We start from the raw sequence: 13,027 nt of genomic DNA, 5'->3' as shown, positions 1-13,027 counted from the left end.
GCCGACAGCCGGTTGCAGTTGTCGGTCGGCTCCGGACCGGCTGTCCGGAGCTGCCGTCAAAGGCCGGTGAAGCTGGCCAAAGTGATGCTGTTCTGTTACGAGATCTATGTTGTGCGCTTAGCCTGCGCTGGTCGGGCAATGTGAGCCTGTATGGCGAGGCTAGGTCTCCGGGGCCGCTCTGGTCAAGAACTCATGATCAAACCCCCCGGACGGAGGGAATTCGCGGCGTAACTTTCCGCTGATCCACAGCCGGACAGCGGAGGACAAAGGAGGACACGTTCCAGGCCGGGCCAGCGCTGCCCAGCCGGCAGGGGCCGCGCGGCCGACCCGGGCGAGACCGCCCCGGCGCAAGGGTGCGGGCCATTCGAGGGCAGGGTCATGGAAGTCGGGCTGGCCGACCTAACTCGCGGCATCCCGACTTCCATGAAATGGAGTGGATCAACACCCTGGCGGCGCCCACGACCGGCCCGATGGACGATTCTCTCCCCGAGGCCGGCTCCCTAGTGTCGCGATCATGAAGCGGACCCTGCTCGCGATGCTCCTCGTGCTCACGCTCACCATCGGCGCGGGGGTCGTCTGGGGTCGCCACCTGATCGCCGCGCGCGAGCTGGGCGGAAGCGCCACCGACAGCCGGATGACCACCGACGGCCGGGTCGCCACCGGCGATGGTCGGCTCAGCGTCGATCTGCCGGCGGATTGGGCACAGCAGCCATGCCCGCCCGTTCCGCCGACCTGCCTGCACCTCGCTCCGCCGGCAGCCGGCCCGTTGGACCGGATCACGGTGCTCGTCTTCCGCCCGGAGGCAGACGCAGACCCCGTGGAGTACTACCTGGACATCCCGCCCGGGACGCCCAATCAGCCCTCGCTGCAGTGGTTGACCGTCGACGGCATGCAGTCGGTCCGGAGCGACCCGGACTGGTCACCCGGACCACGACAGACCGGACCGGGGGCAGCTCCCGTGATCATGGTCGCCGGCCGGATCCCCGGAGGTAAGGAGATCTTCATGGTCTACTGCGGGTACGAGCACCGCAGAACGGAGATCCGGGCCGGCTGCGACCTGGTCACGGGCTCGTTGCGGGTGAAGCGTTGACCGGTGCCGGCGGCCCGGCGGGCGCCAGGGACCCGGCTCTCCCCGCTCTGCCCGGGTCACTCCGGCACTCGGTTGTCCCGGTCGAGCTCGCCCTCGGCGTCGGCGAGGGCGTCGGCGTCGATCTGGTCGGCGAACTCGGCCGCCTCCGCGCTCTGCGCGGCGAGCGCGTCCTTCACCGCCCGGATCGCCACGCCCGGCGGGTAGCCCTTGCGGGCGAGCATGCCCACCAGCCGGCGGAAGACCGCGTCCGGCTCGCCCCGGACGGAGCGCAGCTTCCGGTCCACCAGGGCGCGGGCGGTCTCCGCCTCGGTCTCCTCGTCCAGCTCGCCGAGGGCCTCGCTGGCGGTGTCCCCGTCCACCCCGCGCTGGCGCAGCTCGTTGGCGAGCGCCCGCCGGGCCAGCCCCCGGCCGGCGTGCCGGCTGGAGACCCAGGCCCGGGCGAAGGCGGCGTCGTCGATGATGCCGACCTCGTCGTACCGGTCGAGCACCTGCGCGGAGACCTCCTCGGAGATGCCCCGCTTGGCCAGCGCGCCGGCCAGCTCCGCCCGGGTACGCGGCCGCACCGCGAGCTGCCGCAGGCAGATCTCCCGGGCCACCTCGGCCTCGTCGCGCGGTGGCGCCGGGGTCGCCTCCGGGTCGGCCTCCTCGGACCGGCCGCGGCGGCCCCGTCGGGGCCGGGGGGTCGTGTTGTCGTCACCCGCCCGGGGCGGGCTCGCGTCCCAGCCCCGCCCCGTGCGGGCGCGTCGTCCTGCCACTTAGCCGGCGACCGGTCAGAAGTCGACCGGCGGCAGCTCCGGGCCACCGGCGGCGTCGCCCGCGCCGACCCCGACGCCGAGCTTCTCCAGGATCTTCTTCTCGATCTCGGCGGCCACGTCCGGGTTCTCCTTGAGGAACTCCCGGGCCTTCTCCTTGCCCTGGCCGAGCTGGTCGCCGTCGTAGGTGTACCAGGCGCCGGACTTGCGGATGATCGCCTGCTCCACGCCGACGTCGATCAGCGAGCCCTCGCGGGAGATGCCCTTGCCGTACATGATGTCGAACTCGGCCTGCTTGAACGGCGCGGCGACCTTGTTCTTCACGACCTTGACGCGGGTGCGGTTACCGACCACGTCGGTGCCGTCCTTGAGGCTCTCGATGCGGCGCACGTCGAGCCGGACCGAGGCGTAGAACTTCAGCGCCCGACCACCGGTGGTGGTCTCCGGGCTGCCGAACATCACGCCGATCTTCTCGCGGAGCTGGTTGATGAAGATCGCCGTGGTGCCGGTGTTGTTGAGCACACCGGTGATCTTCCGCAGCGCCTGGCTCATCAGCCGGGCCTGCAGACCCACGTGGCTGTCGCCCATCTCGCCCTCGATCTCGGCACGCGGCACCAGGGCCGCGACCGAGTCGATCACGATGACGTCGATCGCGCCGGAGCGGACCAGCATGTCGACGATCTCCAGCGCCTGCTCACCGGTGTCCGGCTGGGAGACCAGCAGGGCGTCGGTGTCGACACCGAGGGCCTTCGCGTAATCCGGGTCGAGCGCGTGCTCGGCGTCGATGAAAGCGGCGATGCCACCGGCCCGCTGGGCGTTGGCCACTGCGTGCAGGGCGACCGTGGTCTTACCGCTGGACTCGGGACCGTAGATCTCGACGACCCGGCCGCGGGGCAGACCGCCCACGCCGAGCGCCACGTCGAGCGCGATCGAGCCGGTCGGAATCACCGCGGTCTGGATGACCGGCCGCTCGCCCAGCCGCATCACCGAACCCTTGCCGAACTGCTTGTCGATCTGAGCGAGAGCAAGGTCGAGTGCCTTCTCCCGATCGGGCCCTGCGGCCATGTTTGCCACCCCTGCCTTCGCCGGCGTCTTTCCTGAGCTTCGCGTCACGCGGGACACGCTAGGCGCTGGGTCCGACAGAAAACCAGCCGACGGGCCGCGAGCTGTGGACGAGCACCCCGCTGTGGACAATAGCCGAACAGGTGTACGACTCGGCAAGCGACACGCGGACGCGGCGAAAGGGCCGCTCAACGTAGCCGGGCGGGGACCCGGTCGGGATAGGCGGCGACGACGGCCCGCCAGACCACGTGGGTCTGCTCACCCGACCGGAGCGCCTGCTCGATGGTCCGCCCGCCGAGCTGGGACAGCACCTGGTCGCGGGCGATGCTGGCCGCGTAATCCGGCCCGAACGCCTCCTCCAGCCGCGCCCAGAAGTCGGTCAGCCGCACGTGATCAGTCCTCCTCGTCGGGCACCCGCCCGGGCACCGGACGCAACGCTAGCGCCACCAGGGGCACGACCGCGATCGCCGCCAGCAGGGTGAGCACCGGATAACCGGCCGCCCGCATGACAAACCCGCTGACCGCGGCGGCTCCCGCGCCGGCCAGCCCCATCGTCAGGTCGGAGAACCCCTGCACGCTCGGCCGGACCGCGGCCGGCACCGACTCCGACAGCAGCGTCGAGCCGGCCACCATGGTGCCGGACCAGCCCAGTCCGAGCAGGACCAGGCCGATCGAGAGCCGGGGCGTGTGGTGCCCGGCGGTGCCGGCGACCGCGCACGCGGCCAGCAGCGTTGCGACCCCGCCCAGGATGACCGCGCGCCGGCCCGCCCGGTCGGTGAGCCAGCCCACCAGCGGGCTGAGGGCGTACATGCCGGCGATGTGCAGGCTCAGCACGATGCCGACCACCCGCAGCACGTCCGCGTCGGAGTGCGACTCGCCGAGGCGTACCGGGGTCATCGACATCACCGCCACCATCACCACGTGGCCCACCGCCACCGCCGCGATGCCGAGCCGGGCGGCCGGGCGCCCGCGTACCACCTGCCAGGCCGCCCGCATCCCCGCGCCGCGCCGGGCGGTCGGAGCTGGCGGGGCGACGGCGTCCGCCGGCGGGGTGAGGTCCGGCGGCGCGACGGCGGCCGCCACCGGGGCCTCGGCCGCCGCCAGCCGGCGGGCGGTGAGCAGCGGGTCGGGCCGCAAGAGCACGAGGAGTACGACGGCGGCGAGCGCGAAGGCGGCAGCGCTGAACGCGAACGGGCCGGCCAGCGCCGGCAGCCCCCAACCGGTGGTGGCGCGGTCGGCGAGCGCGGCGAAGTTCGGCGCCGCCACGGCGCCGATGGTGGTGGCCCAGACGATCAGCGAGAGCTGACGGCCCCGGCGGGCCGGCTCGGCGAGGTCCACCGCGGCGTAGCGGGCCTGGAGGTTCGCCGCGGTGCCCCCACCGAAGAGCAGCATGCCGAGGAAGAGCAGCGGCACGGAGCGGGTGACGGTGGCGAGCACCACCAGCACGGCGCCGACCGCGCCGGCCAGGTAGGCGACGGCCAGTCCCGGCCGGCGTCCGTGCCCGTTCATGATCCGGGTGACCGGGACGGCAAGCAGGGCCCCACCCACCACGGCGGCGCTCTGCGCCAGGCCGGCCATCGCGGTGCCGGCGACCCGCGCGGCGAGCAGCGCCCCCACCGCGATGCCGATGGTGACGCCGACCCCGCCGATGATCTGGGTGGTGAAGAGCAGGCGCAGGGTCCGCCGCTGGATCGGCGCGACGTCCGGCCGGGTACGGGCCGGCGCGGTCAGATCGGTGGCCATCCCGGCCTCCTCGGTTAGGGGTCAGACGAAGCCCCATCCTTGCGCACCCGCCCCACCCGGCGGCACCCGGTTTCGCTACAGGCCGAGACCTCGGCCGATGATCTCCTTCATGATCTCGGTGGTGCCGCCGTAGATGGTCTGCACCCGCCCGTCCAGCCAGGCCTTCGCCACCGGGTACTCCAGCATGAAGCCGTAGCCGCCGTGCAGCTGCACGCAGCGGTCGGCGACCTTGTTCTGCAGCTCGGTGGTCCACCACTTGGCCTTCGCCGCGTCGGTCACCGACAGCCGGCCGGCGTTGAACTCGGCGACGCAGTGGTTGACGAAGGTGCGCGCGATCGTCACCTCGGTGTCCAGCTCGGCCAGGAGGAAACGGTTGTGCTGGAACTTCCCGATCGGCCGGCCGAACGCCTCCCGCGAGCGGGCGTAGTCGAGGGTGACCGCGAGCAGCTTCTCCGCCGCCGCGACCGCGGCCACCGCGATGCTCAGCCGCTCCCGGGGCAGGTTCCCCATCAGGTGGTAGAAGCCGTGGTTCTCGGTGCCGATCAGGTTCTCCGCCGGCACCCGGCAGTCGTCGAAGAAGAGCTCGGCGGTGTCGTTGGCCTTCAGCCCGACCTTGGCCAGCCGCCGGCCCCGGGTGAACCCGGGGGTCCCGGTCTCCACCGCGACCAGGCTCACCCCGTGGGCGCCCTGGTCCGGGGCGGTCCGGACGACCAGCACCACCAGGTCGGCCATCTCGCCGTTGGTGATGAACGTCTTCTGGCCGTTGAGCAGGTACGTGTCACCGTCGCGGACCGCGCTGGTGCGGATCCCGGCCAGGTCGCTGCCCGCGCCGGGCTCGCTCATCGCGATCGCGGTGACCAGGTCCCCGGAGCAGAAGCGCGGCAGCCAGCGCTTGCGCTGGTCGTCGGTGGTCAGCTCGGTCAGGTACGGCGCCACCACATCGTTGTGCAGGCCGAAGCCGAGCCCGGAACAGCCGGACGCGACGATCTCCTCGACCAGCACCGCGTTGAACCGGAAGTCCCGCTGGCCGCCGCCGCCATACTCGGTGTCGACGTCCATGCCGAGCAGCCCGGCCGCGCCGGCCTTGCGCCAGACCTCCCGGTCGACGATCCCGTCGGCCTCCCAGCGCTCGTGGTGCGGGGCGGCCTCCCGGGCCAGAAACTCCCGGCACAGGTCGCGGAACTCCTCGTGGACGGGTTCGTAGAGATGCTGCTCCATGGCGGCCAGTGTGGCACCGCTCAACCGCGCTGCCCAGAGGGTGCGGTCAGCCGCCGATCCAGCCGGCGCACCCGGCACAGGGTCAGCGCCGCGACGCCCAGGCAGACCGCCGCGACCAGCCCGTAGATCGCCGCCCAGCGGACACTCCCCGCCACCAGCAGCGCGAACAGGATCAGAGCGGCGAGCACGTACGGGCCGGGCGCGCCGAGCCGCACCGGCAGGGAACGGCGGGAACGGTCGTCGGCCATGGCGCGGGGGTTACCCCGCCCGAGCCTCCGGCACTCCCCAGTGGATGCTCGTCAGCTCAGGTCGCTGCAGGATCGTCGAGCGTGATCTTGCCTGGCCCAGCGCATCAGGCGGCGAGGGCGCGGGCGGCGACAGTGAGGTCGGCGACCAGCCCCCCGTACGCCACGTCCTGGTTGTCGGCGCGCAGCACCGCGGACGGGTGGATGGTGGCCAGGAGTTGCGCCGGAGGCACGTCGGCCACCTTGCCCGTGTTGTCCACCGGCACCCGCTTGAAGTCCTCCGGGTGCTGCGCGGCGTCCGGCCAGGGCAGCAGCTCGCCGCGCTGCTTCGTCACCCGGAACGTCGGGCCGAGCAGGGCCTTGGCGGCGGTGGCGCCGAGCACCACCACCACCTCGGGGCTCAGCCGGGCGAACTCGGCCACCAGCCAGGGCCGGCAGGCGGTGATGTGCACCCGGTCCGGCGACTGGTGGATCCGGCGCTTGCCGCGCAGCTCGAATCTGAAGTGCTTGACTGCGTTGGTCAGGTAGATGTGACCAGGGTCGATGCCGGCGTCGTCCACCGCCTTGCGCAGCAGCCGGCCGGCCGGGCCGACGAAGGGCAGGCCCTTCTGGTCCTCCATGTCGCCGGGCTGCTCGCCCACGAGGACCACCCGGGCGCTCTCGTCGCCCCGGCCGAAGACGGTCTGCGAGGCGTCCCGGTAGAGCTCACACCCCTGGCAGCCGGCCGCCGCGGCGCGCAGCTCGTCGATGGTGTCGGCCTGCGGCGGGATGAACTGCTGGGCGCCGGGGGCGCTCTCGGTCTGCTCGGCCATGCCGACTTTATATACCGGTTTCCTGCCGGACGCCGGGTTCCCGCCCGTCGCGCGGCAGAGTATTCCGTGCGTCAGTAACCGCCCCCTCCGCCGCCGTCGCGTGCGGCCAGCGCGATCACGATGATCACGATGATCACCGCCACCGCGATGGCGATCCAGAGTCCGGTCCGCGACTTGTTCGAATCCATGGTCGACCACCTCCCGGCGCGGCATTCCCACAGGTGCGGCCGGCATGCCCCGGCTAGTGCCGTGTCCACAAACGTTGGCCGGGTTGGTCGGGGTTGGGAAAATGTCGTAGGGGTGGTGTTGGCTTCGGTTCGTGCCTCGTCGTCGGGATCCCGCCGCCCCGCGGGCCGTGCACCGCACCGCGCGCGTCGCGTTGCGGGTGACGCCCGGGCAGCGGCGGCGGTGTTTCGGGCTGCTGCGCTCGGCCGGTGACGTGTGGGCGTGTGTGTTGGAGGTCAACGGGTGGCGGCGTCGCCGCCGGGATGTACCCCTGTCCGGTTATCAGGAGTTGTGCCGGGAGTTGGCGACGTCCGGGCCGGGCACGTTCGCGGAACTGGATTCCGTCGGTGCGCGGTCGGTGTTGCGTCGGTTTTCCGATGCGTGGTTCGCGGCGGCGAAGCGCCGCAGCGCGGGTGACCTGTTGGCGCGGTTTCCGCGTCGCCGGCGGGGGTTGGTGCCGGTGCGCTGGTATCACGGCACGTTCACCCTCGACGGACGCCGGGTGCGGATCCCCACCGCCAAAGGTGGGGCGCCGTTGTGGGTGCGCCTGGCGCGGGAGGTGCCGTATCCGGCCGAACAAGTCCGGTCGATCACGCTGATGTGCGAGGACGGCCGCCTGTTCCTCGATGTCACCGCCGAGGTTCCGATTGCGGTCTACCCGCCCGGCGAGGAACCGGACCCGGCCAGGGTCGCCGGGGTGGATCTCGGGATCATCCACCCGTACGCGGTGGCCGGTCCTGACGGGGAGGGGTTGTTGGTGTCGGGGCGGGCGATCCGCGCCGAGCACCGCATGCACCTGGCCGACACGAAAGCCCGCCGCCGCGCCGTGGCACGGCGGGCGCCGAAACCTGGTGAGAAGGGGTCGCGGCGGTGGCGGCAGTACCGCCGTCGGGCACGGCTGGTGGAGGGCCGGCACCGGCGCAGGGTCCGGCAGGCCCAGCACGAGGCCGCCCGCACGGTCGTCTCGTGGGCGGTGCGGCAGCGGGTCGGTGTCCTGCACGTCGGCGATCCTCGCGGTGTGCTGAATCTGCCGGCGGGGCGGCGGCACAACCTGCGGCTACGGCAGTGGCAGATCGGCCGGCTCCTCCAAGTTCTCACCGACAAGGCCACCCTGGCCGGGATCACCGTCCGGCTGGTCGACGAACGCGGCACGTCGTCCACCTGCCCCGCCTGCCGAAGGCGGGTGCCGAAACCCCGGGGCAGGACGTTGTCCTGCCCGCACTGCGCATTCTCCGGTCACCGCGACCTGGTCGCGGCGGCCAGCATCGCCACCCGCACCCCGGGCGGCGGATCCACCACCCCGACAGCTGTTGTGCAGCCGGAGGTGGTCACGCACCGTCGAGCCGGCCGGCACCTGCCCGGTGCCGGCCGGTCCCGACGTGACCCCCGCCGCCCACCCCGGGCGGCGCGAGGATCAGTTGGCCCGCGGAGGCCCGCCCCACCAACCGGTGGGGAGTCGCTCGCCCCCAAAGCGAGGATCCACAACACCCACCGAAAACCCGGTGAACGTTAGTGGACACCGCACTAGGTCACGCGGTGAACCCGAACGGCGCGGTGGGGCGTACCGCGCGGGCGATCGCGGCGGCGAGCGGGGCGAGGTCGGCCTCGTCGAGGGAGCTGACCGTGATCCGGACGCCCGGGCCGGCGGCGATCCGGTTGATCACGCCGGGGGCGACCGACCAGCCGGCGTCCCGCAGCGCGGTGACCACCACGGTCTCGTCCGGCACGGGCACCCAGACGTTGATCCCGGTTCGGGCGTGGGCGGCGAGGCCGTGTGCGGCGAGCTCTCGCGCCAGCCCGTTCCTCCGCCGCTCGTAGCTCTCCCCGGCGCGGCGCACCAGGTCGGCGGTGGCGGGGTCGCGCCAGAGCGCCAGCACGAGGCGTTGCAGCACGGTGGAGACCCAGCCGGCACCAACCCGGGCCCGGCCGGCGACCCGGGCCACCGTGGCCTCGTCGCCGGCGAGCACCGCCAGGCGCAGGTCCGGGCCGTAGGGCTTGCTCACCGACCGGACGAAGGCCCAGGCCGGGGTCGCCCCGGCGAGCGGATGCAGCGGTACGCGGGCCAGCTCGGCGGCGTGGTCGTCCTCGATCAGCAGCAGGTCGGACCGGCCGGCGAGCAGCGCCCGCAGCGCGTCGGCGCGGTCGGCGGAGAGGGCCGCGCCGGTCGGGTTCTGGGCGCGGCTGGTGACGACCAGCGCGCGGGCCCCGGCGGCGAGGGCGGCCCGCACCCCCGGCTCGGTGGGGCCCTCGTCGTCGACCGGCACGCCGATGGCGCGCAGCCCGAGCGCGGCGACCAGGTCCAGCAGGTTGGCCCAGCCGGGGTCCTCGACCGCCACCGCGTCACCGGGCCGGAGGTGGGCGGCGAGCAGCCGCTCGATGCCGTCCAGCGCGCCGCCGGTGACGGTGATCTCCTCGGCCGGTACGCCGTCGGCGGCGAGCCGCTCCCGGGCGGCGTCGACCAGCTCGGGGAGGACGGCGGCGGCGGCGTACCCGGTGGGCGCGCCGATCTCGGCGGCGAGCGCGGCCAGGTGCGGGCCGAGCGGTGGCAGCAGCCGCCTGTCGGGCTGCCCGGCGGAGAGGTTGCGGCTGCCGGGCAGCGGTGGCGGCATCAGCCCGGCGCGGCGGGTGGCGACCGGCGGGCGGGGCCGGACCCGGGTGCCGTGCCGGCCGGCGGTGACCACCAGGCCGCGCTGCCGCAGCTCCTGGTACGCCCGGGCGACGGTGGCCGGGCTCACCGCCAGCCCGGTGGCCAGGGTGCGGACGGCGGGCAGGGCGTCGCCCGGGGCGAGTGCCCCGCTGCGGATCCCGCTCTCCACGCTGGCCGAAATGGCGGCCGACGTCGACCCTGCGATCTGATAATGTGCTGCCACAGTTTGGAGATTGTACTAGAACAAAGATGGGATGTCGCATGTACCCCCGCACCGAACGGACCACCGCCAGCCGGACCCGCGACCGGATGAGCTACGACGAGAACGCCGCGCACGCCGTCCTCGACGAGGCGTACCACTGCGCGCTGGGGTTCACCGTGGACGGTGAGCCGCGGGTCCTGCCCACCCTGCACGTCCGCGTCGGCGACACCCTCTACCTGCACGGCTCCACCGGCAGCCGGCCGCTGCTCGCCGCCCGGGACGACGCCGGGCTGCCGGTCTGCGTCGCGGTGACCCTGCTCGACGCGCTGATCTACGGCCGCTCCCAGTTCCACCACAGCGCCAACTACCGCTCCCTGGTCGCGCACGGCACCGCGCGGCTGGTCACCGACGAGCGGGAGAAGACCGCCGTCCTCACCGCGCTGGTCGAGAAGGCCGCAGCCGGGCGCAGCGCGGACAGCCGGCCGCCGAGCCGCCGGGAGCTGGCCGAGACGGCCGTGCTGGCGCTGCCGCTGCGCGAGGTGTCGGTCCGGACCCGCACCGGCGGGGTCAACGACGACCCCGCCGACCTCGACCTGCCGTACTGGGCCGGGGTGCTGCCGCTGCGGCTGACCGCCGGGGTGCCGGAGCCGGCCCCCGGGGTGACCGCGCCGCTGCCGGCGTACCTGCGGCCGGCCCGGTCGGCCTGGCTGGAGCCGGTGGTGCTGCGCGGCGAACACGTCGTGCTGGAACCCCTCGACCTGGCCCACGCCGAGGAGCTGTTCACGGCGACCGCCGACCCCGAGGTCTGGCGGCACCTCGGCGGCCGGCAGCCGGTGGACGCGACCGAGATGCGCCGAGCCATCCAGGCAGCGCTGACCGCGCACCACCGGGAAGAGCGGGTGCCGTGGGTGCAGCGCTGCGCGGCAACGGGGGCGGTGGTCGGCGCCACCTCGTTCTACGAGGTGGACGCCGACCGCCGGTCGGTGGCGATCGGGTACACCTGGCTCGGCCGTCCCTGGTGGCGGACCGGGATCAACACCGAGGCGAAGTTGCTGCTGCTCGGTCGGGCCTTCGATGAGCTCGGTGCGGTCCGGGTCGTCTGGCACACCGACATCCGCAACGAGCGCTCACAGCGGGCGATCGAGCGCCTCGGCGCCACCCGGGAGGGGGTGCTCCGGATGCACCGGCCGCGGGCGGACGGCTCCTGGCGGGACACCGTGCAGTATTCGATGACCGTCGACGAGTGGCCGAACGCACAGGTCAGGCTGCGGGAAAGGCTTCGCCCGGCGGCACCGGTGGCGTCATGATGACCGGCGTGCTGGGCATCACCGACATCTGGACGTACCTGCTGGGGACCGTGGCGATCATCCTGCTCCCCGGGCCGAACTCGCTCTTCGTGCTCTCCACCGCCGCCCGGCGCGGGGTGGGAGCCGGCTACCGGGCCGCGGGCGGGGTGTTCGTCGGCGACTCGGTGCTGATGGCCCTCTCCGCCGCCGGGGTGGCGTCGCTGCTCCAGGCGTACCCACCGCTCTTCCTGGTGATCAAGTACGCCGGCGCGGCGTACCTCGGTTATGTGGGGTTGACGATGCTGCGCGGCGCCTGGCGACGCTGGCGCGACCGCAACGACCCGACCACGCCGCGGCTGATCGACGCGGCGGAGCCGGCGGCGCTGCGCAGCCCGTTCCGCAAGGCGCTGGTGATCAGCCTGCTCAACCCGAAGGCGATCCTCTTCTTCATCTCGTTCTTCATCCAGTTCGTCGACCCCGGGTACGCCTGGCCGGCGCTGTCGTTCCTGCTGCTCGGCCTGATCGCCCAGGTGACCAGCGCGCTCTACCTGACCGCGCTGATCTTCGCCGGGACCTTCCTCGCCGCCCAGTTCCACCGCCGCCGCCGGCTCGCCGCCACCGGCACCACCGCCGTCGCCGCCCTCTTCCTCGGCTTCAGCATCAAGCTCGCCACCGCCTCGGTCTGACCACGCGGCGGTCAGGTGCCGTCGCCACCGCCGCCGATGCCGCCACCGCCGGCCGTGCCGCCCAGGCCGTAGCCGGGCGCGACCGGCTCGTCGGGGTGGCGGCTGACGTGCGCGGACTCGCTGATCGTGGCGGACCAGTCGGCGTGCGCGGCGTCGGCCGCGTGCCGGTTGATGGCGTGCCGCAGCCACCCGTCGACCGTGGCCACCCAGTCCCGCCGGTCCTGACCCGCGTGCCAGACCCGGAACCGGCTGATGCTCTGGTGGGTCACCCCGGCGAGGGAGAGCCGCCGGTCCAGCCAGAGCAGCACCTCCAACCCCGCCGCGTTGGTCACGAAGATCAGTTCCAGCTCGGTGATCGGGCCGGCGTAGAGCGGCGCCACCCAGTAGCCCAGCCGCTCGTACAGGGGCAGCGTCTGCTCCACCCCGGGCAGCCGGCCCAGCTGCAGACCCGCCTGCCGCATCACGAAACCCAGGGTGTCCAGCGCGGCGAGGATGTGCTGCTGGGTGGGGAGCGGGTGGACGAAGACCGGCACCATCGCGCCCTGGTCCAGGTCCGGATCCACCGACACCTCGGTACGCAGACCGGTGCGCAGGCTCATCAGCGGCACCTCGCCGAAGATCGTCACCGGGGTCTCCCAGGGCAGCGGCAGCGCGAAGTCGACCGCCCGCCGCCGCCCCGCCGGCACCACGAACCGGCCGGCGACCGGCACCTGGTGGAACTGCACCAGGCGGCGCGGCGAGCCCGGATCCTCCGGCTCGGCCTGGGCGATCAGGCCCAGCCGGATGTGCCGGACCGGCACGTCCTCTCCCCCGGCGGCGAGCGTCACCCGCCCCGGCAGGCGCAGGCCGGGACGGGTGCTCGGGTTGGTCAGGGTGGTGGTCACCGACAGCCCGGTCCAGCCGGACTCCGAGGACACCCCGGTCAGCCGCACCCCGCTCCCCCGTTCCCGTCGCCGCCGCCCCGGCGGCATTCCCGGTCCTCGGCCCGGCACTCCTTTGCCGGCGCCGGCCGTCGGTCCGCGCCGCCCCCGGCGGTACGGCGGCGGCGCACGGGGACCC

General features: G+C 73.4%; 13 protein-coding genes. 4 read left to right on the top strand and 9 right to left on the bottom strand.

The annotated features are described in order from the left end of the window. Positions 1-514 precede the first annotated feature (514 nt). The gene (locus tag EV384_RS12580) at positions 515-1,090 is read left to right on the top strand and encodes a hypothetical protein (protein WP_130333152.1); all 576 of its coding nucleotides are present in this window, start codon (positions 515-517) and stop codon (positions 1,088-1,090) included. A 56-nt stretch (positions 1,091-1,146) separates the two neighbouring features. On the opposite strand, the gene EV384_RS12575 is transcribed toward EV384_RS12580, so the two are convergent. The 7 genes from EV384_RS12575 to EV384_RS12545 all read right to left on the bottom strand — a co-directional run bounded on the left by EV384_RS12575 (position 1,147) and on the right by EV384_RS12545 (position 6,922). Next, the gene (locus EV384_RS12575; protein ID WP_130333150.1) at positions 1,147-1,845 is read right to left on the bottom strand and encodes a regulatory protein RecX; all 699 of its coding nucleotides are present in this window, start codon (positions 1,843-1,845) and stop codon (positions 1,147-1,149) included. A gap of 15 nt (positions 1,846-1,860) precedes the next feature. Further along, positions 1,861-2,907: a recombinase RecA gene (recA, locus tag EV384_RS12570; RefSeq protein WP_109799633.1), complete on the bottom strand. Its 1,047-nt coding sequence runs from the start codon at positions 2,905-2,907 to the stop codon at positions 1,861-1,863. A 185-nt stretch (positions 2,908-3,092) separates the two neighbouring features. Then, complete coding sequence (locus EV384_RS12565; protein WP_130333148.1) at positions 3,093-3,293, bottom strand: DUF3046 domain-containing protein; 201 nt, start codon at positions 3,291-3,293, stop codon at positions 3,093-3,095. A 4-nt stretch (positions 3,294-3,297) separates the two neighbouring features. Then, the gene (locus tag EV384_RS12560) at positions 3,298-4,647 is read right to left on the bottom strand and encodes an MFS transporter (RefSeq protein ID WP_130333146.1); all 1,350 of its coding nucleotides are present in this window, start codon (positions 4,645-4,647) and stop codon (positions 3,298-3,300) included. A 75-nt stretch (positions 4,648-4,722) separates the two neighbouring features. After that, positions 4,723-5,865: an acyl-CoA dehydrogenase family protein gene (locus EV384_RS12555; protein WP_130333144.1), complete on the bottom strand. Its 1,143-nt coding sequence runs from the start codon at positions 5,863-5,865 to the stop codon at positions 4,723-4,725. A 20-nt stretch (positions 5,866-5,885) separates the two neighbouring features. Continuing rightward, complete coding sequence (locus EV384_RS12550) at positions 5,886-6,113, bottom strand: hypothetical protein (protein WP_130333142.1); 228 nt, start codon at positions 6,111-6,113, stop codon at positions 5,886-5,888. A 104-nt stretch (positions 6,114-6,217) separates the two neighbouring features. Beyond that, complete coding sequence (locus tag EV384_RS12545) at positions 6,218-6,922, bottom strand: UdgX family uracil-DNA binding protein (RefSeq protein ID WP_130333140.1); 705 nt, start codon at positions 6,920-6,922, stop codon at positions 6,218-6,220. A gap of 319 nt (positions 6,923-7,241) precedes the next feature. Here EV384_RS12545 and EV384_RS12540 point away from each other — a divergent pair, with 319 nt between their 5' ends. Beyond that, positions 7,242-8,660 (top strand): RNA-guided endonuclease InsQ/TnpB family protein, encoded by a 1,419-nt coding sequence (locus EV384_RS12540; protein WP_341273629.1) that lies wholly within the window; start codon positions 7,242-7,244, stop codon positions 8,658-8,660. 16 nt (positions 8,661-8,676) lie between these two features. Here EV384_RS12540 and EV384_RS12535 read toward each other — a convergent pair whose 3' ends face one another. Further along, the gene (locus tag EV384_RS12535; protein WP_130333136.1) at positions 8,677-10,017 is read right to left on the bottom strand and encodes an aminotransferase class I/II-fold pyridoxal phosphate-dependent enzyme; all 1,341 of its coding nucleotides are present in this window, start codon (positions 10,015-10,017) and stop codon (positions 8,677-8,679) included. A gap of 38 nt (positions 10,018-10,055) precedes the next feature. Here EV384_RS12535 and EV384_RS12530 point away from each other — a divergent pair, with 38 nt between their 5' ends. Together EV384_RS12530 and leuE are read left to right on the top strand one after the other, a co-directional pair. Then, a complete protein-coding gene (locus EV384_RS12530; RefSeq protein ID WP_130333133.1) occupies positions 10,056-11,303 on the top strand; it encodes a bifunctional pyridoxamine 5'-phosphate oxidase family protein/GNAT family N-acetyltransferase in 1,248 nt (415 codons plus the stop codon). After that, positions 11,300-11,968 carry a leucine efflux protein LeuE gene (gene leuE, locus EV384_RS12525; protein ID WP_130333131.1) on the top strand — a complete coding sequence of 223 codons (669 nt, stop codon included), beginning with the start codon at positions 11,300-11,302 and terminating at the stop codon, positions 11,966-11,968. The genes EV384_RS12530 and leuE overlap by 4 nt, the downstream gene beginning before the upstream one ends. Before the next feature lie 11 nt (positions 11,969-11,979). Here leuE and EV384_RS12520 read toward each other — a convergent pair whose 3' ends face one another. Next, positions 11,980-12,900: a sporulation protein gene (locus tag EV384_RS12520; RefSeq protein WP_130333129.1), complete on the bottom strand. Its 921-nt coding sequence runs from the start codon at positions 12,898-12,900 to the stop codon at positions 11,980-11,982. Positions 12,901-13,027 lie beyond the last annotated feature (127 nt).

The sequence above is a fragment of the Micromonospora kangleipakensis genome, assembly GCF_004217615.1.
Classification (GTDB): domain Bacteria; phylum Actinomycetota; class Actinomycetes; order Mycobacteriales; family Micromonosporaceae; genus Micromonospora; species Micromonospora kangleipakensis.
The sequence above is the reverse complement of the archived record's forward strand: the minus strand, read 5'-3'. Positions and strand labels throughout refer to the sequence as shown.